The following is a 25,030-nucleotide window of genomic DNA, read 5'->3' on the forward strand; positions in this document are numbered from 1 at the left end:
CCACCATCACCGGAGTCGCAGCCATGATGGAATATCGTAAGTTACCTCCGGAACGCCCGCCCGAAGCGGGGCCGCACGGGAGGTCAGACCCATGAACACCATGAAGTACAACGCCGGCGCGCGCACGCTGCACTGGATCATCGCATTGCTCATCATCGGCAACCTCGCCAGCGGGCTGCTGCACTTCGCGATACCCGTCCACAAGGCGATCGGGCTGACGGTGCTGGTGCTCTCGCTGGCGCGGCTCGGCTGGCGCATGGCGTGGAAGGCGCCGCCGTACCCGGCCTCGATGAGCCGCGCGGAAGTCGGCCTCGCCCATGCGGTGCATGGGGTGCTCTACCTGTTCATGATCGCGATGCCGCTGTCGGGCTGGATCATCGCGTCGGCGGGCAAGTACCCGCTGTCGTGGTTCGGGGTGTTCGAGTGGCCCAAGCTCGCGGTCGTAAAGGGCAGCGCGATCTACGGCGCGGGGCACGAGTTCCACGAGATCGGCGGCTGGGTGCTGCTGGTGCTGGTGCTCGGCCATATCGCGGCGGCGCTGCGCCATCATTTCATGCTGAAGGACGGCGTGCTGCGCCGGATGCTCTAGGCGCCATTCGAAGGGGGAGGGCGCCGCAAAGGCGCCACGAGGGATGCGAAAGACAAGTCTTGTCATGGCCGGGCTGCTCGCCTCGGTGTCACCCGTATGCGCCGAGGAAGCGCCCATCGTCGTCACCGCGCCGGGCGGCGCGATCGACCTCGACGAAGCGCGTGAGATCGACCCGCAGGCGCTCGACATCGCGGGCAAGCGCGATCTCGGCCGCGCGCTGGAGCGTACCGTGCCGGGCTTGACGCTGGCCGAATCGACCGGCAACCCCTGGCAGGCAGCGATCACCTGGCGCGGGTTCTCCGCCTCGGCGCTGCAGGGCGCGGAGCAGGGGATGGCGGTCTACCTCGACGGGGTGCGCTTCAACCAGCCGTTCGGCGACGTGGTGCTGCTCGACGTGGTGCCCGAGATGGCGCTGGCGAACGCGCAGCTCAACGATGCCAACCCGGTGCTGGGCCGCAATACGCTGGCGGGCTCGCTGCTGCTGACCACGCATGATGGCGTCAGCCTCTCCGGCCTGCGCCTGCAGGCGGACGTGGACACGGTCGGCAGCCTGGGCGGCAGCGCCTCGCTGGGGCTGGGCGACAAGGCCGACAACCTCCTCGTCGTCGCCGAGGCGCGGCATGACGACGGCTGGCGCGTCGCCTCGCCCTCGACGCTGAAACGCGTGTTCGCCAAGGGCGTCCACGATGCCGGAACATGGGGGATCGAGGTGCAGGGCCTCGCCGCCGACACCGATCTCACCGGCAACGGCGTCGCCCCGGTCGAACTGCTCGCCGCCAAGTGGAACGCGGTATTCACCACGCCCGACGTCACCCACACCCGCTTCGCGCGGCTGGTCGCCGCACCGTGGATCGCGGCAGGCGAGACCGGGCGCATCGAACTGCGCACCCATTGGCAGACCCTCACCCGCAAGAGCGCCAACGGCGACCTCGCCGACTTCGGCGCCTGCGAGGACGATGCGGGCTACCTCTGCCTCGGCGATGACGACGAGTTCGAGGAACCCTTGCTGGCGAACGGCGCCCGCGTGGTGAACGACCCGGCGGTGGACGACTACGCCGTGTTCAACCGAGGCCGCGAGCGGACCCGCAGCGGCGGTGCCATGCTGCAATGGCTCGACGAGCGCGAGACCGAGAACGGCACCCGCCGCTTCGCCGTGGGCGCTTCGTGGGAACGCGCGCGCACCCGCTTCACCGCTACCACCGAACTGGGCGAACTGGAGGAGGACCGCTCGGTCGAGGGCCTCGGCCTGCTGCTGACCTCGGAGGAGGGCGGCATCACCCCGGTCGACGTCGTCACCCGCATGAGCGACCTGGCGCTTTTCGCCAGCGCCGAAGTTCCGCTGACCCCCGCGCTGACGGTCGAGGCCGGGGGGCGCTGGTCGCGCAACACGGTGAAACTGGACGACCGGCTGGGCGATGCGCTCGACGGCAGCCACCGGTTCAGCCGCCTCAATCCCTCGATCGAGTTTGATTATGCGGTGGGCGCGGATGTGCATGCGACGGCGGGCTTCGCGCTAACCAGCCGCAATCCGACGCCTGCGGAGCTGTCCTGCGCCGATCCGGAATCGCCCTGCACGCTGGCGAATTTCTTCATCGCCGATCCGCCGCTGAAGGCGATGACCGCGCGCAACTGGCATGCCGGGCTGTCGGGCGGCGCCAATGCTTTTGGGGCAGCGCTGACATGGCGGGTGAACGGCTGGCGGTCGGACACGAAGAACGACATTCGCATGATCGCCTCGGAAGTGCGCGGACGGGCCTATTTCGCCAACCTCGGCGAATCGCGGCGGCAGGGGATCGAGGCCTCGGCCGACTGGCGACAGGGCGGCTGGCGGTTGTCGGGCAGCTATGCCTTCACCGATGCGAAGTTCCGGCAGGACTTCGCGGTGTCGAGCCCGTCCAACCCCGAGGCGGACGAGGATGGTCTGGTCGAAGTCCAGCGCGGGGATCGCCTGCCGGGCGTGCCGCGCCATTCGGTGAACCTCTACGCAGGCCGGGCAGGCAGAGGCTGGGAACTGGGCTTGGCGATGCGCGCGCGCTCCGGGCAGGTGCTGGTGGGCGATGAGGGCAACGACAATGCGAAGACCCCGGCCTACGCGGTGTTCGACATGATGGGCCGGGTGGAAGTCGCGCCGGGGATCGAGCTGGCGGCGGAACTGCGCAACATGTTCGACCGGCACTACGTCACGATGGGCACGTTCTCCGAGATCGACGAGATCGAACTGGCCGAGGCGCCCGGTGCGGACAATCCGCGCGCCTATGCTCCGGGTGCGCCGCGCAGGCTGACGGTGTCGGTTCGGGCGCGGTTTTGAGGGCGGCTTTGGCCCACCGCGTCCGGCTAGGCAGCAAGCTGCCAAGCCTCCCAGCCCTCCCGCACGCGGGAGGGCTGACGCGCTTCACCCCCTCCCGCTTGCGGGAGGGGCAGCGAGACTTGGCCGCAGGCCCTAGTCGCAGCGGGGTGGGCCCGAGCCCGAGACTGAGCCTACAACCTCGGCAGCAACCGCGCCTCAAGCCCCGGATAGAGATGCGAGACGCTGCGCTGCAATTCGTAGCGCGCCGCCTTCAGCCCGGCGAACCGCTCGGGGATCGGCAGTTCCCCCGCCTCGGTCATGTCGAGCCCGTCGGCCACCGCCTGCGTCAGCGTGGCCTCCAGCCAGTCCAGCCAATCCCGCGTCTGCGCGATCGCGCCGCCGTCCCGGTCCAGCGGCCCGTGCCCCGGCAACAGCAGCCCATGCTGCACCGCCGTCAGCCGATCGAGCGCCGCCCGCCACTTCACCAGATCCGCATGCGGGGTCGAGGGCGCGCGGTCGTGGAACACGAGGTCGCCCGCCAGCAGCGTCCCCGTCGCCTCGTCGAGCAGCGCGAGATCGCCCGCCGAATGCCCCTGCATCGCGAAGAGCCGGAACCTGCGCCCGCCGAACAGGGCCTCCCCCTCCGCCACGTCGCCGAGCGGCAGGACGACATGGGTGCCCTTCATCCAGTCCGACAGCAGGCGGTACATGGCATCGGAGAACCCCTCGCCGTCGCGCTCCAGATCGGCGCGGGTGGCGGGCAGGGCGTGGACGATGGCGGGATCGAAGGCCGCCGCCCCCAGCGCATGATCGGGGTGCAGATGGCTGACGTAGACCCGCCCCACCGCCTTGCCCGTCACCGCCTGCGCCAGCGCGCCAAGCGCCTTGCCATGCTCCAGCGAGACGCCCGGATCGAACAGCACCGCGCCCGCGTCGGTGGCGATGATGGCGCTGTTGGCGATCATGCCGCCGTTGTCGAACAGGATCGGCGCATCGGCGCCGCGCACCATCCACACGCCCTCGGCGACGGGCTCGGCCTTGGGAGCATAGGCCCCGGCGAAGGTCTCGGCGCGGGCGGCGACGGGCAGCGCCAGCGCGGCGCCGATCAGGCTGCGGCGGGTGAGGTTCACCTGGCGGCCAGCGCCGCGCTGCGCGGGGTGACCGTGCCGTCGAATTCCAGCCCCGAACTATCGCGCGCGGCGATCGAGAGCGGCCCCTTCGCATCGTCGACGATGAAGGTGAAGGCCGGGTCTTCGGCCACCGCTCCGAAGACCTGCAGGTCGGCGAGCGGGGTTCCGGCCGAGGAGGTCACGGTCACCCGCTCGATGTTGTAGGCGGCGATGTTCTCGACGAGGCCGGTGTCCATCGGGTGCCGTAACGTCACCCTGAGGCGCGTTTGAGTGCCGCTGAGTGCCCATGCCGCGCCGTGCATTTCGCCGAGGTGATTGGCCCAGTCGCCCTTGACCCGGCTGACCGGCGGGGCCGAGCAGCCGCCGCCCGCCGCATCGATCCAGTTCCCCGAGACGTGCCACACCCCGTCCGTCGTGAGCACTGCCGCGCGCACCGGGGTGCGCTGGTCGAGCTTGATCCGCGTCGCCAGAAACGGCGCGGCGGCGCGGGGGGCATAGTCCACCGCGACGGGAATCGGGTTGAGGTCGGCGAAGATCAGGATGCGCTTCACGTCGGGAAGGGCGCGCGCATCGACGGTGACGGGAAAGACGCGCTGGTTCTCGGCGATCTCGGGGATTTCGACCTTCACGGCAGAGTCGAAGCGCACCGTGGCGTCGCCGAACAGACGCTCGGCGTGATACTCCCACATCGGCGATTTCAGCGGGTCCGCAGGCAGCGCGAAAGCGGCCGGGACCGGCGCGGCGAGGGTGGCGATGAGGGCCAGCAGGATCTTCTTGCGGATCATACCAAGGGCCAATGTAGGCCGGGCCTCGCTCGCGTCATATTGGACCTTGGGAGGAGCCATGGAACGCATCGGACGAAGGCTGGCGATAGGGCTGATTCTGGCGGCCGTTTGCGTCCCGGTCGCGCGCGCTGCCGACGATTTCGACGCCGATGGCTTCCGCACCGCCCGCTACCGCGCGCCGGTGGACCGGCTGCCTGCGCCCGCCCGCCGGATCGCGTTGGAGGACGCGCTCGGGCTGGACGAAGCCCTGTTCATCGACGTGCTTCCGGTCGAGTCCGGCCACCGTGACCCCGCGACCGGCCAATGGCGCCTCAGCCAGCCGCACGAGACGGTGCCCGGCGCGCTCTGGCACCCGGAGACGGGGCGCAGTCCGGTCGATCCGGTGCTCTGGCGCGGGCTGGAGCAGGCGGTCGCCGAGGCGCGCCGGGGAAGGCCGCGTCTGCCGGTCGTGCTGTTCTGCCGCACCGATTGCTGGATGGGCTGGAACGCCGCACGGCGTCTGGCGAAAGGCGGCGTGCGCCACGTCTACTGGCTCGCCGAGGGGATCGAGGGCTGGCACGCCGCAGGCCGCGCACTGGTGCGGGCGGAGCCGGTGGTGGTGGCTCCGAGCTGATCGTCACCCACCATCGTCATTGCGAGCGCAGCGAAGCAATCCACGGCGGTTTATGCGGCCCTGGATTGCTTCGCTGCGCTCGCAACGGCGAACGGGGGGTAAGAAAAACCCGCCCGCCGCTGGGTCGCGGCGGACGGGCCCCTTGAGAGTCGGTCGTGAAACTCAGCGCTGCTTCTTGAGGTAGTCGATGATTTCCTTGCGCTTCGCCGCATCCTTGAGGCCGGGGAAGCTCATGCGGTTGCCCGGCACCAGCGCGCGCGGGTTCTCCAGCCACTTGTCGAGCGTGGCGTCGTCGAGCGTCAGGCCCGACTTCTTCACGGCGTCCGAGAAAGCGAATTTCCCCTGGCCCATCTTATGGCCATAAGTGCCGAACAGGTTGGGGCCGAGCTTGTTCGGCGCGCCCTTGGCAACGTTGTGGCATACCGCGCAGCGTGCGAACGAGACCGGCGGCGCGGCCGGAGCGGCGGGGGCGGCCTCTGCGGTCGAGGTCAGCGCGGCCTGCCCGCCCAGGCAGGCCATCAGCGCCAGCGCTCCCGCAGCGGCGAGGCCCACGCGCTTCTGCCTGATGTTCATGTCATGTCTCCCGTTAGCCTGTCCTGTGGCCTGTCGCTTTCGCACGGGGCATGGCGGGTCGATATTGGACTTTGGACCCGGCCTGCATCCTGCGAAGGGGCATCGTACCAAGGGTCACTTGTCCGCCTCCGCCCCGCAGGCGCAGTCTGGCGCCGGGCAAAAGGGGGAGCGGACTTGCTGAACGAGCACGAACTGCGCCGCATGGTAGTGAGCGAGATGCACTTGCGACGCTGGCCTCTGGTCCGCGCGCCGGCGTCGATCGTGCAGTTCGTGCGGCTGCTCGATTCGGCCGATCGCGAGGAGGAACTGGCGGCGATGCGCGCGCTGCCCTCGGCCGGGCCGATAGAGCCGTGCAGTCGGCCTCGCCATCTTTCCGGGACCCTCGCGCCGGGGCTCGCCTTCACATGGGAGCGGCACAGCGAGGCGAGTACGACGACGCTGTTCGTGACCGGCGGCGCGGCGATCCGGCCTGCTCTCACCGATGCGCTGGCATGGGCGGGGAGCCTGCCGGGCAAGGTCATCCGCGCCTCGCGCGTGCAGCTGGTCGAGGATGAGGCGGCGGCGCTGGCGCTGCTGCCCGAACTGGGCTTCGCGGCGGACGACCTCGTCACCTGCTACATCGGCGATGCGCCCGGAGAGCGGCAGGCGCGGATCTGGTCGGACTTTCGGCTGCGCGAGGACGGCTTCGGGGTGATTCTCGCGGCGGCTTGCGGGATGGCTCCCGGTGCTTTCTCCCGCACTCTGCAGCGGCTGCAGGAGCTGGGCAACTACCGCAACCTCGCGCTGCTGGGCCTGCCCGTCGCGCGTGAGGGCTGGCGCGCGCTCGACCGCATCGAGGCAATGCTGGGCGAGACCAACCGCGCCGTCGCCCGCCCTGAAGTCACCGACGACGATCTGCTGGAGGACGTGACCCGCCTCTCGATGGAACTGGTGGCGCAGGCCAGCGCCTCCGACTTCCGCATGAGCGCCACCGCCGCCTACGCCACCATCGTCGAGGAGCGGCTGGCCGAACTCAACATCGCCGCGATCCCGGGGCAAGTCTCGCTGGCGGACTTCACCCAGCGCCGCTTCCTGCCCGCCGTGCGGACCTGCGCCGCGCATCGCCGCCGGGCCGAGCAGCTGTCGCAGCGCACCTCGCAGGCACTGGCGCTGCTCAGGGTGCGAATTGAGACGCGAATCGAGAACCAGAACGGCCTGCTCCTCGCCTCGATGGAGCGCAGCGCCTCGCGTCAGTTGCGCCTGCAACAGCTGGTGGAGGGGCTCTCGGTCGTCGCGGTGAGCTACTACGCGCTCGGCCTGATCGCCAAGGTACTGGAAGGCGTGGAGGAACTGGGCCTGAGGATTCACGCCCATGTGGGCACCGCGCTGCTGGCTCCGCTGGTGCTTGCGGGGGTGTGGCTGGCCATCCACCGGATGAAGCGGCGCATTCTCGGTCCGGAGGAAGGAAAATGACGCTGGATGAAAATAATCTGCAAGACTCACTTGCCGGGTCCGGATTCGTGCGCTAGTGGCGCGCTCCTGCCCCGGAGCGGATGCAAATCCAGCTCCAAGATTTAGCGGTCGTGGCGGAATTGGTAGACGCGCAACGTTGAGGTCGTTGTGGGCGAAAGCCCGTGGAAGTTCGAGTCTTCTCGACCGCACCAGGCAGTATTCGAACAGCACTGATCATGGCCTTCGGGCTCCCCTCGCAAGAGGGGGATCTGCTGTTCGTATCCTTTTTCGACCAGAAGCATCTGCATGCGGCGACCGGGATTATCCCCGACGCCGGCCATCGCCGAGTTCGGACGGACATGGGCAAATCTGCACGAATGTTCCAGAGTCGCTCCACATCACTGCTGTAACGAGGCGCAATGCCCTCCCGGAACGTCCATTCCCGTATCCACGTGCTTGCCATCGGCGGCGCGCATCAGTTCGGCCATATCGTGCCGGTCGCCTGTGAGCTTGCCCGCCGTCATCCGGGGCAGGTACGCCTGTTCGTTTCCGCCGAGGCCGAAGTGGCGGCGGCCATGGCCTATGCAGGGCAGGGCGCGGCGCCCGAGATCGTCGTCATGCGCCTGCCCGCCGTCACTGCGCTGCTGCCGTCCTCGATGCACAAGTTCGTGCGGCTTACGCTCTGGGCGAAGCGGCTGCGCGATGCGGCGGTGATCCTCTGCGCCGAGCGGACCTCCACCATGCTCAAGCGCCTGCCGGGGGATTGCCCGCCGATCCTTCACATCCCCCACGGTGCGGGCGACCGCGCTGTCGGTTTCGAGCCGCGCTTCCGCCTGTTCGATCACGTCATGCTGGCAGGTCGCAAGGACCGCGATCGCCTCGTTGAAGCGGGCTTCGTGAGAGCGCAGGACTGCACCGTCACCGGCCCGATCAAGCTGGCCGCCGTGCTCGATAATGCGCAGGCCCGGCCGCCGCTGTTCGACAACGCGCGGCCGACGATCCTCTACAACCCGCACTTCTCGAAGAAGCTCTCCTCGATCGAGGCGTTTGGGCGGGGGCTGATCGCGGCAGTGGCGGCGGACGGTCGCTACAACCTCGTCGTCGCGCCGCACGTGCGGCTGGCGAAGCGATGGTCGGCGGCGAAGCGGCGCGCGTGGGAGGCGCTGGCGATCCCGGGGCAGGTCACCGTCGATCTCGGCTCGCCGCGCTGCAACGACATGACCTATACGCTGGGCGCGGACCTCTACGTGGGCGACGTCAGCAGCCAGGTCTACGAATTCCTCGTCCGCCCGCGCCCGTGCCTGTTCGTCGATGCCAAGGGCGTCGACTGGCAGGACAGCGAGGACTACGCGATGTGGCACTTCGGCGAGGTGATCGCCCCCGACGCCGACCCCGTCGCCGCGATCGAGCGCGCCTTCGCGGCGCACGGGGACTACGTCCAGCAGCAGCGCGAGCGCATGACCTACACCATCGACGGCATCGCGTGGCTGGCTGACGGCACGCCGACTTTCGGCACGCGTTGCCCGGTGCGCGAGGCGGCAGACACGGTGGAACGGTTCGCGGGGCTGAGAACGAAGGCAATCGCGGCAATCGCTTGACCCCCAATTAGCGCGATTATCCACCTATCCTCGTCATCCCCACCTTCGCGGGGATGACGGGATGTGCTTACGGCCTTTCCGGCGGGGATCGAACGGCGGTGTGGACCTGCCTCCAGAATGGGAACATAAGAAGAACATAATTCCCGATTCGTAAGGCCCGTCCCATGTCCCGCCCTCAGGCCCCCGCCTGTATCGAAGATCCGCCCCCGGGCACGCTCCCGCCCCTCGCTCGCGCGCAACTGCACGAGGTCCATGCGGAGGCGGAGGACTGGGCTTCGGCGCTGGCCTTCGCCTTCGGTATGGTCGAGGCGGAGGCGGCGCGCCCGATCCTTCTGCTACGCCCCCGCCGCAAGGGCGCGGGCCTCGTGCCGTGCGGGGAGGGACTGCGCGCGCTCGGCGTGGACCCGGCGCGGCTGGTGATCGTCGATGCCCGTAACGACGCTGCCCTGCTGCGCGCGGGGCTGGACGCGGCACGCAGCAGCGGTCCGGCGGCGGTACTGATGGAAAGCTGGGGGGCGATGCGCGAATACGACCTCGTCGCCAGTCGCCGCCTGATCCTTGCGGCGGAAGGCTCGCGCATCCCGGTGGTGATCCTGCGCGGCGATGCCGAGCCGCGCTCCAGCGCCGCACATACCCGCTGGACGGTTTCCAGCGCCCCCTCGGCCCCTCTGGAGACGCGCGCGCCGGGGGCCGCGACGCTGCTCGTCGAACTCGTACGCAGACGCGGCGGCCCGGCGGGGCAACGCTGGCGGCTGGAATGGAATGAAGACCATGGCGGTTTCCGCGAACTCCCCCTCGACACCCGGCCCGCCACCGAAGAGCGCGGGCCGCCGCTACCTGGCACTGTGGTTCCCCTTTCTGCCGTGCGAGCGCGCGCGCCGCTCCGGCGTACTGCCTGAAGGAGACGCCCCGCAGGCTCTCGTCGCGCGCGATGGACAGGCGCTGCGCCTCGCTGCCGTGGACGTGACCGCGATGCAGCAGGGCCTGTCTTCCGGCATGACCCTCGCCGATGCGCGGGCGCGCAGCCCGGACCTTGCCACCGCGCCGCACGATCCCGTCGCCGACGCGCGGGTGCTGGAGCAGCTGGCGGGGGCGATGATCGCCTTTACCCCGCTCGTCGCGCTCGATGCGCCCGATGGCCTGCTGCTCGACGTCACCGGCTGCGCGCACCTCTTCGGCGGGGAGGAGGCGCTGGTGCGCCGCGTGGTGAAGGATGTCGGTCCGACTACCCGCCACGCCCTCGCGCCTCACTCTGCCGCCGCCCGTGCGCTTGCCCGCTTCGGTGGGAAGGACGACGTTCGCACTCTTCCGGTCGCCGCGTTGGAACTGGACGAGGGCGCGCTTTCCGGTCTGCGCCGCGCGGGCCTCGAGACGCTGGGCGATCTTGCCGCGCGGCCGATGGCGGGGCTGGCGGCGCGCTTCGGGGAGCTTGCGGTCAGCCGCCTGCGCGCCATTCTGGGAGAGACCGGCAGCCCGGTCATTCCCGTCCGCCTGACCGAGCCGATCCGGCTGGAGACGCGCTTTCCCGAACCGCTGGGCCGCACCGACGATGCGCTGGAGGTGGTCGAGGACATGCTCGCGCAGGCCGGGCGCACGATGGAGCAGCGCCAGCTGGGCGGGCGGCGCTGGGCGGTCACGCTCCACCGCAGCGACAACCAGCGGCGGCGGCTGGTGGTGGAGACGGGCCTTGCGGTGCGCGATCCCGCCGCCGTCATGCGCCTGCTGCGCGAGCGGATCGACACGCTTTCCGACCCGCTCGACCCCGGCTTCGGCTTCGATGCGATCACCCTGGCGGTGCTCCACGCCGATCACCTGCCCTCGCGCCAGATCCTGCTTGAGAGCGGCAAGGAAGAAAACGCCGATAATGTTTCGGCGCTGGTGGACCAGCTCAGCGTGCGGCTGGGCGAGGACAGCGTGCGCCGCCTGATCCCGCGTGACCGCCACTTGCCCGAGAAGGCGCAGGCGCTGGTTCCTGCGCTGCGCCTGCGAGGCGCCCCATGGCCGGAGCCCGAAGACATGCCACCCCGCCCGCTGCTGCTGCTCGACCCGCCGCAACCGGTCGAGGTGATCGCCGGCGTGCCCGACAGCCCGCCCCAGCGCTTCCGCTGGAAGGGCCGCCTCCACGACGTCACGCTGGCCGAGGGACCGGAGCGGATCGGCGCGGAATGGTGGCTGAAACGCGGCGGCCACATGCCGGGAGGTGCGGGGGAAACGCGCGACTACTACCGCATCGAGGACGGCGCGGGCCGCCGCTACTGGATCTTCCGCCACGGCCTGTTCAGCGAGAAACCCGACCCGCGCTGGTATCTCCACGGCCTGTTCCCGTGAACTTCGCCGAACTGGTCACCGCAACCAACTTCAGCTTCCTGCGCGGCGCCTCGCCGGGGGAGGAGATGGTCGCGCGCGCGCTGGCGATGGGCATGGCCGGCATCGGCATCGCCGACCGCAATACGGTGGCGGGCGTGGTCCGCGCCCATCGCGCATGGAAGGAGATGGGCCGGGCGAAAAGCGGGCTGCGCCTGCTGGTCGGCGCGCGGCTGGTCTTCGCCGACGGCACGCCCGACGTCGTCGCCTACCCGATGACCCGCCACGGCTGGGGCCGCCTGACGCGCCTGCTCACCGTGGGCAACCGCAAGGCGAAGAAGGGCGAGTGCGAGCTGCATCTGAGCGACCTTGCCGAGCACGCGCAGGATCTGGCGCTGATCGTGATGCCGGGAGATGGGGGCGCGGACGAAGCGCTGCTCGCCACCCTGCGCGGTTTGACGCCGAAGCTCTGGCTCGCCGCCACGATGCCGCGCGCGGGCCGCGATGCGCGTCGGCTGGCGCAGCGCATGGCGCTGGCCGCCCGCGCGGGCGTGCCGCTGATCGCCACCAACGACGTGCTTTACGCGAGCCCGGAGGACCGCCCGATGCAGGACGTGCTCACCTGTATCCGCGAGGGGCTCACCGTCCAGACCGCCGGCCGTCGCCTCGCCGCCAATGCCGAGCGCCACCTCAAGTTTCCCGCCGAGATGGCCCGCCTGTTCCGCGCCTGCCCCGATGCCTTGACGGCGACGCAGGACCTGATGGCCTGCGTGCAATTCACCCTCGACGATCTGCGGTATGAATACCCGCACGAACCGGTGCCCGAAGGCTGGGAGCCACAGCCGTGGCTAGAACACCTTACTCTGGAAGGAGCGAAAAAACGCTTCCCTGCTGGATTGCCGCCTGAATATCGCGAGAAGCTGGACGAGGAATTCGGCCTGATCCGGGACCAGAAGATCGCCTATTACTTCCTCACCGTCCACGACATCGTGCATTACGCGCGCGGTCTGAAAAAGCCTATCCTGTGTCAGGGACGCGGCAGCGCGGCGAATTCGCTGGTGTGCTACTTCCTCGGCGTGACCCCGATCGACCCGGTGCAGGAGAAGCTGCTGTTCACGCGCTTCCTTTCCGCCGAGCGCGACGAGCCGCCCGACATCGACGTCGATTTCGAGCATTCCCGCCGCGAGGAAGTGATGCAGTACATCTACCGTCGCTACGGCCGCGAGCGCGCCGGGATCGCCGCGACCACGATCTGCTATCGCCAGCGCAGCGCCATCCGCGAAGTCGGCAAGGTCCTGGGCATGAGCGAGGATGTCACCGCGCGGCTTTCGGGTACCGTCTGGGGCAGCTGGGGCGGCGACGAACTGCCCGAAACGCGGCTGACCGAGGCGGGCTTCGACCCCGGCAATCCGCAGGTGGAGCGCTTGCGCGACATGGTCGGGCGGTTGCTCAACTATCCGCGCCACCTGTCGCAGCACGTCGGCGGCTTCGTGCTGAGCGAAGGGCGGCTCGACGAACTGGTGCCGATCCACAATGCGGCGATGGAGGACCGCACGTTCATCGAGTGGGACAAGAACGATCTGGAATCGCTCGGCCTGATGAAAGTCGACATTCTGGCGCTCGGCATGCTGACCGCGATCCGCAAAAGCTTCGACCTGCTGCGGGATCACGGTCTGCGCGATCTGGAACTGGCCACCGTCCCGCCGGACGACGGGCCGACCTACGACATGCTGTGCACCGGCGACAGCATCGGCACCTTTCAGGTCGAGAGCCGCGCCCAGATCGCGATGCTGCCGCGCATGAAGCCGCGCATCCTCTACGATCTCGTCATTCAGGTCGCCATCGTGCGGCCGGGGCCGATTCAGGGCGGCATGGTCCATCCCTATCTGCGGCGGCGCACGGGGGAGGAGGAGGTGGTCTTTCCGGGGCCACCGGGAGAGATGGAGGATCTGCTCCACAAGACCATGGGCGTACCGCTGTTTCAGGAACAGGCGATGCGCCTTGCGATCGTCGCGGCGAAGTTCACGCCTGCAGAGGCCGACCGCCTGCGCCGCTCGATGGCCACGTTCCGACGCAACGGTACGATCCACCAGCATCAGGAGAAGTTCGTCAACGGTATGGTTCGGCGCGGCTACCCGCAGGATTTCGCGGAAGGCTGCTTCAAGCAGATCGAGGGTTTCGGCGAATACGGCTTTCCCGAAAGCCATGCGCAGGCGTTCGGGCTGCTGGCCTATGTCTCGTCATGGCTGAAGTGCCACTATCCGGCGGTGTTCACCTGCGCGTTGCTCAACAGCCAGCCGATGGGTTTCTATGCGCCCGCGCAGCTGGTCGCCGATGCGCGCCAGCACGGGGTGGAGGTGCGGCCCATCGACATCGCCGCAAGCTGCTGGGACAACACGCTGGAAGGCGAACGTATCCTGCGCCTTGGCCTCAGGCAGATCGGCGGGTTCAAGGAGAACTGGGCCGAGGCGCTGGAGAAGGCCCGCAAGGTTGCCCCCATCGCCAGCCTCGAAGATGCCGCGCGCCGGGCGAACCTGCCTTCGCGCGCCTTGCGGCTGCTGGCGGATGCCGATGCGCTTGGCTCGCTGGGGCAGAGTCGGCGGCAGGCGGGGTGGGAGGCGCGGCGGGTTCCGGCGGTGCAGCTGCCGCTGTTCGCCGCGCTCGATGCGCCCGAACTGGCGAAGGAGCCCGACGCCGCGCTCCCGGCGATGGCGCCGTCCGAGGAAGTCGTGGCCGATTACCAGACGCAGCGGCTATCGCTGAAGGGCCACCCGATGCAGTTCCTGCGCGCGCATTTCGAAGGGCAGGGCGCGCTGACCTGCGCCGGGGTCAATGCCGCGAAGGACGGCCGGAAGGTGCGCGTCGCGGGGGTGGTGCTGATCCGCCAGCGGCCGGGCAAGGGCAACGCGATCTTCATCACCATCGAGGACGAGACCGGCGTGGTCAATGCCCTGCTGTGGGCGCGTGATTTCGAGAAGCAGCGCCGCGCGGTGATGGCCGCGCGGCTGATGGTGATCGACGGTGAAGTGCAGCACAGCAAGGAGGGCGTCGTCCACCTGATGGTCACCTGCGTGACCGACGCCAGCGAGGCGCTGTCCCGTCTCTCGGCTCCGCCCGCGCTCAAGCCCGAGCCGATGCCGGGCGACGCGGTGCGCCATCCGGTCTACGATCCGAACCGCCCCACCTCGGGGCATGCGACACGCGGCCACCCGCGCAACGTGCGCATCCTGCCGCGCTCGCGCGACTTCCACTGACGCTCAGTAGATGTCCCGCAGATAGCGGCCGCCCTCGGCCATCTCCTCCAGCAGCGCATCGCCGAGCACGGCCCGCAACGCCGCATCGACGGCGGGCGCCATGCCCAGCAGGCTGCCGCAGACGAGGATCGTGGCCCCGTCCCCTACCGCTTCGCGCAGGGCGTCGGCAACTTGCGGGATCACCTCCTGCACGTAGCGGCCGCAATCGGGATCGCGCGACCAGGTGCGCTCCAGCCGCGCCAGCGTGCCGTCCGTCAGCCAGCCTCGCAGTTCGGCGTCGAGGAAGGCATCGTGCTCCCGCGAACGCTCGCCCAGCAACAGCCAGTGACCGGCGCTTCCGGCCGCCGCCGCCTGCCGCAGGTGGCCGCGCAGGCCCGCGAGGCCAGTGCCGTTGCCGATGAGGATCAGCTGGCGCTGCTCTTCGGACACGCGGAAGCCGGGGTTGGCATGGAGCCGCAGCGCGATCTCCGTCCCCAGCAGCGCATGCGCGGTCAGCCAGCCCGAACCGAGGCCGAGGTTGCCGTCCTCGCGCCGGACCTGCCGGACGATCAGTTCGATGCATCCGTCGGTCGGGGTCGAGGCGATCGAGTATTCGCGGTGAGGAAGCGGGCGCAGTCCAGCGACTATCTCTTCGGGCGTGCCTGCGAGGGTTTCGGGCAATACGGATTCGGCGATGTGTGCGGTAAGGCTGCGGTTATGTACCTCGTAGGTGCCGTTGAGTGCCGTTCTGTCCAGCAGGGCGCAAACCGCCGCCGGGTCGTTGGCGGGGCGTATTTCGGCGATGTCTCCGGCCTGCCAGTCGAGCGTTTCCCCGTCGAGCGGTTCGAGCGCGATCAGGAACGCCGGACCGCCCGGACTGCCCGGATTGAGCAGTTCTCGCCCGGCCAGACGCCAGCGCCCGTAGCGCGCGGGAGCGAATTCCGCCGCCATCGGATCGGCGCCCAGCGCGGTCAGTTGCTGCTGCCACTGGCGCTCGGCATCGATGTCCTCGCCATCGACCTCGATGGTATCGAACAGTCGCCGCCCGCCGCCTGTGTGGAGCCAGCGATCGACCTCGTGCCCGAAGGCGCAGAACTGCGGATATTCGCGGTCTCCCAAAGCGAGAACGGCGTAGTCGAGGTCCTTCGCCGCAGGCGGCAAGGCCATCGTTTCGCGTGCGAAACGGCGGACGCGGTCAGGCGGTTCGCCTTCGCCATAGGTGCTGACGACGAAGAGCGCGCGCCGCGTTTCCGCCAGCACCGTGCCGTCCACCGAAGACAGCGGCAGGACCTTGGCGCCGCCGAGGACCGCTGCCGTCTGCCGCGCCAGTCGCTCGGCGCCGCCGGTCTGGCTGGCGAAGGCGATCAGCATGTCCGTGTTGGCTGCGCCGCCGGCGGGCAGTCCCTGGACTTGCGCGAGAGCGCGCTTGCGGCGGCGCCGCGCGATGTAGAGCAGCAGCCCGGTGACCGCGAAAAGCGGCATGGCAAGGCTGGTCACGAAGATCACGATGCGGCCGGGGAGCCCGAAGATGGCGCCGCGATGGATTTCGAACATGCTCGTCGCGACGACTTTGCCGAGTACCCTGTCGGCATAGCGATCCGCCTTGAGCAGACGGCCGCTGGCGAGGTCGATGGTGAGGTTGTCGGTCATGCGGTCATGCCGCGCGCCGGCCAGCAGCACGCGGAAAGTCGCCTTCTTGCCCGCTTCGGGCAGCGTCACGAAGACCGAATCGAAGCGGCCGGCGGTCTCGCGCTCTACCGTCTTCCAGGCCGGGGCGAGGAGGACGGGAGGCCGCGGCGCGCCCTTGTCCTTCTTCGGCCCGCCCTCGGCCTCGCCCTTCGCCGAGCCGGTGAGCACGACCATCGCGCCCTGACGATACCACTCGTAGGACCACCATAGCCCGGTGAACGCGCTGAGCAGGTAGACGAGCGCGACCCAGCTGCCGATCACCACATGCAGTTCGCGGTAGAGGTTGCGCCCGCTCTTGCGCCAGTCGAGCACCAGCCACGCGCGCCAGTCGAGCGCGCGGCGGGGCCAGCGCAAGTAGAGGCCGGACAAGGCGAAGAAGATCAGTCCGATCGTGGAAAAGCCGGTGATCTGGCGGCCCCAGCCCTTCGGTCCGCCGGGAAGTGCCAGCCAGCGGTGGAGGTCCTGCACGGTCTGGAAGAACCCGGCGCCGACCGGTTCGCCGAGCAGGCGGCCGTCGCGCGGATCGACGTAGCTGCGCTCGCCGCGCCGCTTGTCCGCACCGGCTTCGAACTGCACCTGCCATGCGCGCGTCGGATCGGCTTCGACGGTGAGCCGCTCCACCCTCAGGCCCTCGTGCAGGGCGGAGGCGCGCGCAATTACCGCATCGGGCGAGAGCGGCGGTGCGTTGCCGGGTTTTAGCGTGACGATGGCGGGGCTCAGCACGCGCATGATCTCGTTTTCGAAGCTCATCGCGGCGCCGGTCAGGCCCATCGCGGCCAGCACGAGGCCTGCGGTGATGCCCAGCAGCCAATGGATCTGGAACAGAATTCTGCGCGTCACTTCGGCCTTGTCCCCTATGCGGGACACGCGGAACGGCGCTCCCCCCTGGAGAAAGCACGTGCCGGTTGGCATTGCGGGCTTTCGCTTCCCTCTCGCGAAATTGCGCTAATGCTAGCAAGTTGCAATATCAAGCGATTTTCGGCCGGTTCTCCGGCTTTGCCAGTGTAATTCAGGCTGCGCGGCGACCGGGCGCGGTACGTCCGAACAGGGCATTCCGGCGCTCCAGATGGCGCAGAGGAACATAGGCATCCTGCCGGGCAAGCCCGCGCAAATGCTGGATTTTGAGCAAGAGAACCGTGGTGCCAGCCGCCGCCACGCAGGCCTGCCAACGCGCACCGTCGAGGGTTCCCGAAGCTCCTGCATGGATGCATTCCAGCACGGTCATGAACACCAGGAGTGCACCGACCAGGTCCGCGGCCCTGATCCGCGGCGCTCCCATGAGCAGGACCGACGCGCCCAGAAGGAACCCTGCAGCGGCGACGGTCGGCGTGCAGGCCATCCATAACACCGCCCAGGCAAGGCCTCCGAGGCACAGGGGCGCGGCGGCCCTTGCCGCGATTACCAGATGCTGCGGTGTCACTGCGGGAAAGCTCATGACTATTCGCTAGCGCCCAATCCTGAAAATCGCGTTTAGAGCATTTTCCAATCAGATGGAAACATCTGATGACTCGGAAAATGCGGTAAACGAATGACTTAGAGCGGTTTCTCCGATGCAGTCGGATCGGAAACCGCTTTAACGGGGGGAGACTTTCGCAGCAGCGGGCAGCCGCAGAACGTTGAGCGTCCGCTGTGCGACGTGTCGCAAACCGCGTCCGTCAGCGTCATGGAAAAGATCGTAGGCAAGTTCGTGCCACCAGAAGCGCGGATCACGGCTGAACAGGTAGTGGCTGAGGTTCTTCCTCGTCGTTGCCGTTGCGCAATCCTCCAGTTCAGCGCCATCCTGTGCACCCAGCAGGCTGGCGCGGGCGACGGCGTGAAGTGCACGTGCCCGCCATCCCGGCATCGCCGTTTCCTCCGGCATGGGCGTCCCGTACAGTTCACGAGACAACAGCAGCGCCGCCATCGCCGGTTGCGCGAGGCCCTGCGCGGCTGCGGCCGCCGCGATGCGGCCGGGCATGTGCGTGTCCTGTCGCAGCAGCGCGGCAAGGTCGGCCAGCCACTTCAGCCGGGACCAGGCGTGCTCGGCACCGTGCAGGACAAGGTAGAGTGCGGTGACGTGCGGCGGCAGGACCGGGAGGCTCAACCCGGGGGCCACCGTGCGCGCCTGCGCATCCCCGGCATCCACGCAGCCGAGCAGGCGCGGGTTCTGGAACAGCCGCCAGTGCAGTTCGATGCCGGTGTCGCTGTGGAAGTGATCGAAGCCCCAGTCCTTGCCGTAGCGCCTGCTGCCTTGCAGTTCGTGCGCGGTGGCACCAGGCGGCGGAGCGCTGCGAGCGTAGCCGATCTGCTCCAGCACGACGCGCGCCCGATCGACATGATCGCGTCCGACGAGAAGATCGATGTCCACGCTGCGCCTTACGCCTACCTCGCCGTAGACGGCCAGCGCGGCGGGAACGCCCTTGAGCACGGCTACGGAAATGTCCTGGGCACGCAGGGCAGCGACGGCATGATGCGTCTGCATGAGTTGCCGGAACTGCTCCTCCGCCAGCGCCATTGCTTCTGCCTGCAAGTCCCGGCGCAGGCGCGAACCGGCGAAGCGGTGGCAGTGACCGACTGCCCGCGCGACGAGGCCGGTCACATGATGGCGGCGGCTCAGGGCCATCAGCAGGTCTGTATCCGTTACGTCTTTCGCCGCCGCGCGAATGGCTGCGATCGCTGCCGCATCGTGCGGCCAGGTGGTGGCAAGCAGCAGGAATGTGAATTCTGCCCGCAAGAGTGACCGCACGGTCACGCCGCGCAGTCCGCCCAGATCGCGCGCCGTCCCCGGGGCCATGTCGCGAGGAGGGCGAAGACGCCGGGTTCCGGTGCGCCAATGACCGGGAACTGCGTGGTCTCGATCCAGACGTGGGCACGGATGGGGCGCGATGATCCGGGCATGGCAGCGATACCGTACAGCAGCGTGGAATCGATCCCGCGCCGGCGCAGCATGATCTGTGCGGCCATCCCTTGTTCGAAGCACAATGCCCTCAGCGGGCTGCGCTTGGCGGCGCGGTCGATCGCCCAGCCGACCATCCACGTCAGCACTTCGCTGCGCTCGGGCGTTGGCGGTGATGCGCCGAAAGGTCCTGCCGCCGCGATTCGCCCCAAGAGCCCCAGCGGCAGGATGCGCAACGCCACCGCCGCCAGTACAAGGAGCAGCATCGCCTCGGCCAGGCAGCGGCGCTCTTCCCAGTCGAACCGGCCGAACTTGATGCGCAGCGTTGAGAGGTCTTCCCGGTTCACCGCTCCAGCCAGAACCAGGTGTCGAGGGTATCGTGGGCGCCATGGAGGTGCACGCTCATGCCCTCGTCCGCCTCGAAGCATTCGGTGACGTGGAACTGGGCGCCGAAGGCGCGCACGTCTTCGTCCAGCGTATCGTAGACCAGCCCCTCGCCGAGGTGGAAGCGCAGCCACTGGGCGATCCCGTCGACCCGGCCCCGCTTTAGCGAGACTTCTGCGCTGGCGCGGCCAGGGTGGATGCGCCCGCCCGCTGCATCGAAGTCGAACAGCGTGACAGGAGCGCCGCGCAGTTCGAACTTGCCGCGCGCAATGGTGAAATCACTGCAGCGCAAGATGTTGAAGGCGCTCATGTCGATACCCTCGACCACGCCCATCCGGTGCTCGGCCGCTTCCAGGTCGGTGACCGGGGCGGCGAAGAGTTCGGCCCGTTCCGGCAACACCGGAGCCCCCGGCCTGACCAGCCGCGCCTTTGCATCCGCCAGGGTTGCCGCGCATCCGGCCCCCAAGAAATTGTTGGCCAGATTGTCCCACAGCAGCACGTCGGCCGGTTCGGGCAGGTCGCGTCCGAGCCGAAGTTCGCGCGAATCGATCGGGAGGACGGTGATGCGATCCGCAAAGCCATTGCGCGCAATGGCTTGCTCCGCGGCCCGCGCGACTTGCGGATCGCGCTCGCAGGCGATCACCCGGGTTGCGCCTGCCCGGACGGCCAGCATCGCGAAAAGCCCCGTTCCCGCGCCGATGTCGAGCACCACGCCGCCGCTGCGAAGGACCTGGCCGAGCGCCTTGGCATAGAGGGCATGGCGACGGGCATCGAGGACCATCGTGAAATACCAGGCGCCGATCCCGTCCGACAGGATCGGGCGGGCCAGGGCGAGCGCCTCTGGGTGGCCGGGGGCAATCGCGAGCGCTTCATGGCAGACCGCGCGGGCACGCGTAACGTCGCCGCTCGCGATCAATAGCGTGCGCGCGCAATTGATCATGGCGACGGGATTGCCGTGGACCGAAGCCAGCAGGGTATCGATCGGGACGGTGCTTGCGGGGACTTGTCGGGCGTCCGGCGTCACAGGTTGCTCCTTGCGATGTGCCGCATGTGGCTTGCCGCCGAAATCGTGCGCAGGCAGGCCAGGCGATAGCTGTTCTCGGCCTCATCGCTGTCCCATTCGGGGGAGTCTGCGGCGGGCAGGGTGTCGACGAGACGGCGGATGCGGGCGGTGTCGAGGAAGTCCGCGGTCGGCTCGTAGAGTTCCAGCCGCTCCATCTCCTCGATGAAGGCTTGCCGGTCCTCGCAGATCGATTGCGCCCAGTCGGCGCTCTGGTAGCCGCGCTGCCGGTTATCCAGCACTTCCGGCGGAGCGCGGTCGGCCAGGATGCGGCGCAGGATCGCGCGCGGTTCGCCGTTCCAGATCAGTCGCTCGACCGGGATGCGCAGCGAGAGTTCGACGAGGCGCCGGTCCGCCGTCGGATCGCGCAGGTCGAGCCCCCATTGCGCGAGCATCGCCTTGTACATGTCGCCATCCCCGTTCGTCCGCAGGGCGCCGAGCCGGAAGTCGAGCGAGGTGACCCCGCGTTCCCGGCCGTGCTCGTCGAGGTCGGGCTCGGGTTCTCCGGCAGCGATGGCGGCCCGGCGGTGGGCATCGGCAGCCTGCGTGTATGCTCCGGGGGAGAGCAGCGACATCGCGCGTTCATCCTCCACGGTCTGGCCGGACGCGCCCATGGCCCAGCGCCAGAGCCGATCGGGAAGGCGATCCTCGATGGTGTTGAACAGCACCCCGCGCCAGCGCATCCAGCCGCCGCGCACGAGGCCTCGAGCGATCTTCAGCCAGGTGCCGAACCGCCGCTGCCGGGCGAGTTCGCGCAAGGCCCAGACGCCGGATTCGCTGATCGACGTATTGCCCTGAAGTCCGTGCAGCAGGACGCTTACCCCGTGATCGCGGGCAAGGTCGTTGATCTCCTCGAACCAGGGCAGATTGCACAAGTTCGCGATGGGCGTGGGATAGAGGCCGCGCGTCCGATGCAGCGCTGCCAGCGGCCCGCTACGCGGCACGTGCCGAACCAGGTCCATGTTCGAGTGCATCGCGGCGGTTCGAGCCGCCAGCAGCGATTCGTCGGCGATGTGGCGCGGCGCCATCGTGCGCCCCGGGCCGGAACGGGGCGCGGCGACAAACGCGGTGATGCTGTCGCCCTGTGCGGCAAGCAACCGGGCCGCCGTCGTCGCTATGGCGGTGCTGTCGAACCCGGAACTGAGGTGCGTCCCCAACTTCCCCGCCGTGCGGTGCAGGCAGGCCGCCACTGCCGCTTCCAGCGCCGAGCCGAGCGCGGCTTCATAGTCGGCCTGCTCCGGCAATTGCAGCGGCGTGAGGTCGGGTTTCCACCAGAGTTTTTCCTCGACGCCTGCGGTGCCGACCGTGACGATGTGACCGGGCCTGACGACACGGATGCCCTGGAGTGCCGAGCATCCCGGGCCGAATGTGTTCATTCTCAGGAACTGGCGATACTGGCCGGGATCGGGTGCCCGGGGCACCTGCGGGTCGGCCAGCAGGATGTCGGGCATCGATGCGGCGGAGCAGAGCGCGCCTTCCACATGGTAGAACAACGGCCGCTCGCCCAGCGCATCGCGTGCCATGATCAGGCGCCTGCCGTGCCGGTCCCATGCGATGACTGCGAAGACGCCGTAAATGCGCTCGAACGCCGCCTCGTCCCACCGTTCCAGCGCAGCGGCGACCAGCGCGCTGTCGGACAGGCCGCCGGCATCGAGCGAAAGCTGCCGGGCAAGGTCTTCGCGTTCCGTCAGTCGGACGTCGGCGGCAATGATCCAGCGAGATGAACCTGCAGGCTTAGTGTCCTCCAGCGGGTCCGCCAGACGGTCTTGCGGCATCAGCGGATAGAGGCATTTGCCGAGGAAAGCGGCGCCGTCGCTCCATTCATGCCACTGCGCGCGCCCGTATCGCCGCGCGGCCGGTGCGAAAATCCGGCCAGTCTCGGAAGCGTCCGCGCCGTCGCGGTTCCAGCGGGCGCAGATCGCCGTCACGCGGGTATCTCGGGTAGGGCCACCGTCATTGCCGTGATCAGGCCCGGCTGATCAGGCCGATGTCGGCAAGTTCGTGGAGAAGTGAAAGGGTCTGCTCTTCACATGTGGCGGGATCGACATCGTAGAGTTCCAGCAGCGCCGCGCAAAGGCGGTCAGCGGTCGGATACGCATCGAGCAGCTTCCAGATGTGGGTTGCGACAGGATCGAGTCCGAAGCAGATTCCCGCCTGGATATCGAGCGCCACGAGTTGGCCGTCGATCTCGGCCGTTGCGGTCGTGGGAACCTTCGTGAAGGTTTCGAGGTACGTCGTGGCCATGATCGGTCCGGTCCTTTGATGGGGCGCAAATGCGGGGAAGAAGCCGGCCCCGGTCCCCGAAATGGGCATCGGCACCGGCCTCCCCTGTTCAGGAACCCATCATGCGACGCGGACGAAGCGTGTCCGTGACCATCGACATCATCGTGTTTCCTTCCGCATCGGCCGCGCCCATGCGGACGACGGAGGGGCGCTGCCACGACAGACGGCCGGATACGCCGGCGGAATTTTCCGAATTGGCCATATCTAACCAACCTTTCATTTGAGTATGAGTACGGAAATGAATTCGTGTTCCATGAGAATCACAGTAATCATTATCCGAATGCATGTATCGCTCGGATTGTATAAATAATCATCTCTATAAATCAGCGATTAACACAATTTCATGGTGATGAAATTTCATTCAAAATCGACTTAAAATGTGTCTCGATTTGGCGGGACTGTGCTGAAAAATGCTCGAATCCCCAGGTTCGCGAAATACGGAAGACGGGTGTGGAGGAGGCCAGTTCCACCGCTTCCCGCAGATATCGCCTCGCCCCTCCGGCAAGGTCTGCGATTCTACGCCGATAGATGGACGCGGTGATGGCATCGACTGCACCCAGGCCATGCAATCCGGCGATGCCGAAGTGATTGTCAGGTTCCGCCGGAAGGAGGTGATAGATCGCGGCGATCGGCAACTCGGCCCTGACGCGATCTGCGTGCATCTCGATCTCGAACTTGCCTTCGGCCCACGGGATGGAAGAGACCGGCGCCTTGCTTCGGCCCATCGCATGGCGCGCGTCGTCCCAAAGCCGCAGTCGCGGCATTCCGGGGTGACCTACCGCGTGCCCCTCCCGCGTGAAAGTGACGGCGCAGACATCGTCGGTCAGCAGCGGGTAGCCACGGCTCTCGAACCAGGCGGCGAGCGTTGACTTGCCTGCTCCGGAATCGCCGCAAAGCAGGATCGCTCGACCGTCGCATGCAAAGGCATTGCAGTGCAGCGGCAGCATTCCGCGCTGGTGGAGTACCGCGCCCATGACCGATCCCGCCAGGTATAAGTCGATTTCTGCCGGTGTGGCGCCGGGCCAGGGATCGACGATCACCGTGTCGCCATTGCTCACGCGAAAGCGGCCGACTTCTTCGACGGAGATGGTCAGACCCTCTGTGCTCCATGCGACGTCGAGGTCATCGTTGACCGTTTCCATGCATGGCTGCGGCGGCACGGCAGCGAAAGCTATGCGGACGTCGGCTGGGCGCTGCGGCGTAACCTGCGCGCTGCGCAAGGTCATGACTTCACGAGGGAATTCTACCTCGAGGCCGAACACGCCATATGTCCAACCACTCATTGACGACGATCCGGGCGCAATGTTTCAAACACCGCGTCGAGAATCGCCAGCTCCGGCATATCGAAATGTGCCGCCCATCGCGCAGGGCGAACGAGATCGGCACAACCTGCAGGATGGTAGTGCAGAAATGCAAGGTGACAGAAACCCGCGTCAGGAATCGCGTCCCGGTAGTGCCACTGCGATGAACCCGAAAACAGAAGCGCTTCATTGGGGCGCAGCGAATGGGACCGGAAAGCCGTGGTGGCCGGCACGTTTCCGTCGGCATCGGAGGTAGGCCAGGGGACCACGGAACTGAAATGGATCGGCCATTCATCGCTTTGGGCGAGGCACAGATCGAGCGTCCACTTCGCCGACGGTGCATCGAGATGCGGCGCGCAGGTTCCTGCGCCGTCGTAGAGGCTGAGGAACGTGTAGCAGGGCTCCACCGCTTCGCCTGCCAGTTCGGCGACCAGCGGCATCAATTCCAACTGCAATTCCGCGAGAATCGGCAGATCGCGGGCAATGCGGCGGCCGAAATCGCCGCGTTCGTGGCCATGCAGGCTGGACGCGGGAACGGCGCGCAACTGAGCGAGAAAATCCGCAAAGCGAGCCGGCGGCAGGACGTTGTGCACCCGCCGCACTTCGAAATCCGCCCTCGTCCGCAAGGTATCGAATGCTGCGGCGAAGCGCCGGCTTTCACCAGGTCTGACGATAGCCAGCATCCTGCGCGCGGCCTCGAACTTGGCGAGAAAGCAGCCGTCGTACCAGTCGAAGCCCGGCAATCCGTGCAGGACGTGCATTGCCGCCATGTAGTGCCGTGCGACGAGTGGATCGGACAAGTCTAGCGACTGCAGCACGTTTCGGTCCTCGGCGGCTCGACCGTCCGGTAGCGCCATGCTAGAAACCCGGCAGAATTCCTATCGTTAGGGCGGGT

General features: G+C 68.1%; 21 protein-coding genes and 1 tRNA gene. 9 read left to right on the top strand and 13 right to left on the bottom strand.

Going from position 1 to position 25,030, the window contains the following annotated elements:
• Positions 1 to 91 precede the first annotated feature (91 nt).
• Together BES08_RS16040 and BES08_RS16045 are read left to right on the top strand one after the other, a co-directional pair.
• Positions 92 to 589, top strand: a complete 498-nt coding sequence (locus BES08_RS16040) for a cytochrome b (RefSeq protein WP_069708899.1) — start codon at positions 92 to 94, stop codon at positions 587 to 589.
• A gap of 64 nt (positions 590 to 653) precedes the next feature.
• On the top strand, positions 654 to 2,897 hold the full coding sequence (locus tag BES08_RS16045) for a TonB-dependent receptor (protein WP_231958056.1): 2,244 nt from the start codon (positions 654 to 656) through the stop codon (positions 2,895 to 2,897).
• Between the two features lie 170 nt (positions 2,898 to 3,067).
• On the opposite strand, the gene BES08_RS16050 is transcribed toward BES08_RS16045, so the two are convergent.
• Together BES08_RS16050 and BES08_RS16055 are read right to left on the bottom strand one after the other, a co-directional pair.
• A complete protein-coding gene (locus BES08_RS16050) occupies positions 3,068 to 4,006 on the bottom strand; it encodes a quinoprotein relay system zinc metallohydrolase 1 (RefSeq protein WP_069708901.1) in 939 nt (312 codons plus the stop codon).
• Entirely contained in the window at positions 4,003 to 4,791 is a 789-nt protein-coding gene (locus tag BES08_RS16055) for a quinoprotein dehydrogenase-associated SoxYZ-like carrier (protein ID WP_069708902.1), read from the bottom strand. Before BES08_RS16055 ends, BES08_RS16050 begins: the two co-directional genes overlap by 4 nt.
• A gap of 58 nt (positions 4,792 to 4,849) precedes the next feature.
• Here BES08_RS16055 and BES08_RS16060 point away from each other — a divergent pair, with 58 nt between their 5' ends.
• Positions 4,850 to 5,404, top strand: a complete 555-nt coding sequence (locus BES08_RS16060; protein ID WP_069708903.1) for a rhodanese-like domain-containing protein — start codon at positions 4,850 to 4,852, stop codon at positions 5,402 to 5,404.
• A 162-nt stretch (positions 5,405 to 5,566) separates the two neighbouring features.
• Here BES08_RS16060 and BES08_RS16065 read toward each other — a convergent pair whose 3' ends face one another.
• Positions 5,567 to 5,977 (bottom strand): c-type cytochrome, encoded by a 411-nt coding sequence (locus tag BES08_RS16065; protein WP_197524396.1) that lies wholly within the window; start codon positions 5,975 to 5,977, stop codon positions 5,567 to 5,569.
• A gap of 174 nt (positions 5,978 to 6,151) precedes the next feature.
• Here BES08_RS16065 and BES08_RS16070 point away from each other — a divergent pair, with 174 nt between their 5' ends.
• The 6 genes from BES08_RS16070 (at position 6,152) to BES08_RS16095 (ending at position 14,564) form a co-directional block, all read left to right on the top strand.
• Entirely contained in the window at positions 6,152 to 7,429 is a 1,278-nt protein-coding gene (locus BES08_RS16070) for a DUF3422 family protein (RefSeq protein ID WP_083274709.1), read from the top strand.
• 104 nt (positions 7,430 to 7,533) lie between these two features.
• Positions 7,534 to 7,620 (top strand) — tRNA-Leu (locus BES08_RS16075).
• Between the two features lie 207 nt (positions 7,621 to 7,827).
• Positions 7,828 to 9,006 (top strand): glycosyl transferase, encoded by a 1,179-nt coding sequence (locus tag BES08_RS16080; RefSeq protein ID WP_069708904.1) that lies wholly within the window; start codon positions 7,828 to 7,830, stop codon positions 9,004 to 9,006.
• Positions 9,007 to 9,170: 164 nt separating this feature from the next.
• Complete coding sequence (locus BES08_RS16085; RefSeq protein WP_069708905.1) at positions 9,171 to 9,905, top strand: ImuA family protein; 735 nt, start codon at positions 9,171 to 9,173, stop codon at positions 9,903 to 9,905.
• Entirely contained in the window at positions 9,898 to 11,334 is a 1,437-nt protein-coding gene (locus tag BES08_RS16090) for a Y-family DNA polymerase (RefSeq protein WP_231958241.1), read from the top strand. Before BES08_RS16085 ends, BES08_RS16090 begins: the two co-directional genes overlap by 8 nt.
• Positions 11,331 to 14,564, top strand: a complete 3,234-nt coding sequence (locus tag BES08_RS16095) for an error-prone DNA polymerase (RefSeq protein WP_069708907.1) — start codon at positions 11,331 to 11,333, stop codon at positions 14,562 to 14,564. Before BES08_RS16090 ends, BES08_RS16095 begins: the two co-directional genes overlap by 4 nt.
• Before the next feature lie 3 nt (positions 14,565 to 14,567).
• On the opposite strand, the gene BES08_RS16100 is transcribed toward BES08_RS16095, so the two are convergent.
• The 10 genes from BES08_RS16100 to BES08_RS16140 all read right to left on the bottom strand — a co-directional run bounded on the left by BES08_RS16100 (position 14,568) and on the right by BES08_RS16140 (position 24,992).
• Positions 14,568 to 17,072, bottom strand: a complete 2,505-nt coding sequence (locus tag BES08_RS16100) for a PepSY domain-containing protein (protein ID WP_069709305.1) — start codon at positions 17,070 to 17,072, stop codon at positions 14,568 to 14,570.
• Between the two features lie 169 nt (positions 17,073 to 17,241).
• Positions 17,242 to 17,667: a hypothetical protein gene (locus tag BES08_RS16105; RefSeq protein ID WP_156799883.1), complete on the bottom strand. Its 426-nt coding sequence runs from the start codon at positions 17,665 to 17,667 to the stop codon at positions 17,242 to 17,244.
• 138 nt (positions 17,668 to 17,805) lie between these two features.
• Positions 17,806 to 18,963, bottom strand: coding sequence for a nucleotidyltransferase family protein (locus tag BES08_RS16110; RefSeq protein ID WP_197524397.1), 1,158 nt, complete (start codon positions 18,961 to 18,963; stop codon positions 17,806 to 17,808).
• Positions 18,960 to 19,454: a lasso peptide biosynthesis B2 protein gene (locus BES08_RS16115; protein WP_069708910.1), complete on the bottom strand. Its 495-nt coding sequence runs from the start codon at positions 19,452 to 19,454 to the stop codon at positions 18,960 to 18,962. Before BES08_RS16115 ends, BES08_RS16110 begins: the two co-directional genes overlap by 4 nt.
• On the bottom strand, positions 19,451 to 20,515 hold the full coding sequence (locus tag BES08_RS16120; RefSeq protein WP_069708911.1) for a 50S ribosomal protein L11 methyltransferase: 1,065 nt from the start codon (positions 20,513 to 20,515) through the stop codon (positions 19,451 to 19,453). The genes BES08_RS16115 and BES08_RS16120 overlap by 4 nt, the downstream gene beginning before the upstream one ends.
• Complete coding sequence (locus BES08_RS16125; protein WP_069708912.1) at positions 20,512 to 22,479, bottom strand: asparagine synthase-related protein; 1,968 nt, start codon at positions 22,477 to 22,479, stop codon at positions 20,512 to 20,514. Before BES08_RS16125 ends, BES08_RS16120 begins: the two co-directional genes overlap by 4 nt.
• A 37-nt stretch (positions 22,480 to 22,516) precedes the next feature.
• A complete protein-coding gene (locus BES08_RS16130) occupies positions 22,517 to 22,795 on the bottom strand; it encodes a PqqD family protein (protein WP_051211520.1) in 279 nt (92 codons plus the stop codon).
• Positions 22,796 to 22,883: 88 nt separating this feature from the next.
• Positions 22,884 to 23,120, bottom strand: coding sequence for a hypothetical protein (locus BES08_RS33655; protein WP_197524398.1), 237 nt, complete (start codon positions 23,118 to 23,120; stop codon positions 22,884 to 22,886).
• A gap of 55 nt (positions 23,121 to 23,175) precedes the next feature.
• Positions 23,176 to 24,096 (bottom strand): hypothetical protein, encoded by a 921-nt coding sequence (locus BES08_RS16135; protein WP_156799885.1) that lies wholly within the window; start codon positions 24,094 to 24,096, stop codon positions 23,176 to 23,178.
• A gap of 17 nt (positions 24,097 to 24,113) precedes the next feature.
• Complete coding sequence (locus tag BES08_RS16140) at positions 24,114 to 24,992, bottom strand: hypothetical protein (protein WP_156799886.1); 879 nt, start codon at positions 24,990 to 24,992, stop codon at positions 24,114 to 24,116.
• Positions 24,993 to 25,030: the final 38 nt, after the last annotated feature.

The organism is Novosphingobium resinovorum (assembly GCF_001742225.1).
Classification (GTDB): Bacteria; Pseudomonadota; Alphaproteobacteria; order Sphingomonadales; family Sphingomonadaceae; genus Novosphingobium; species Novosphingobium resinovorum_A.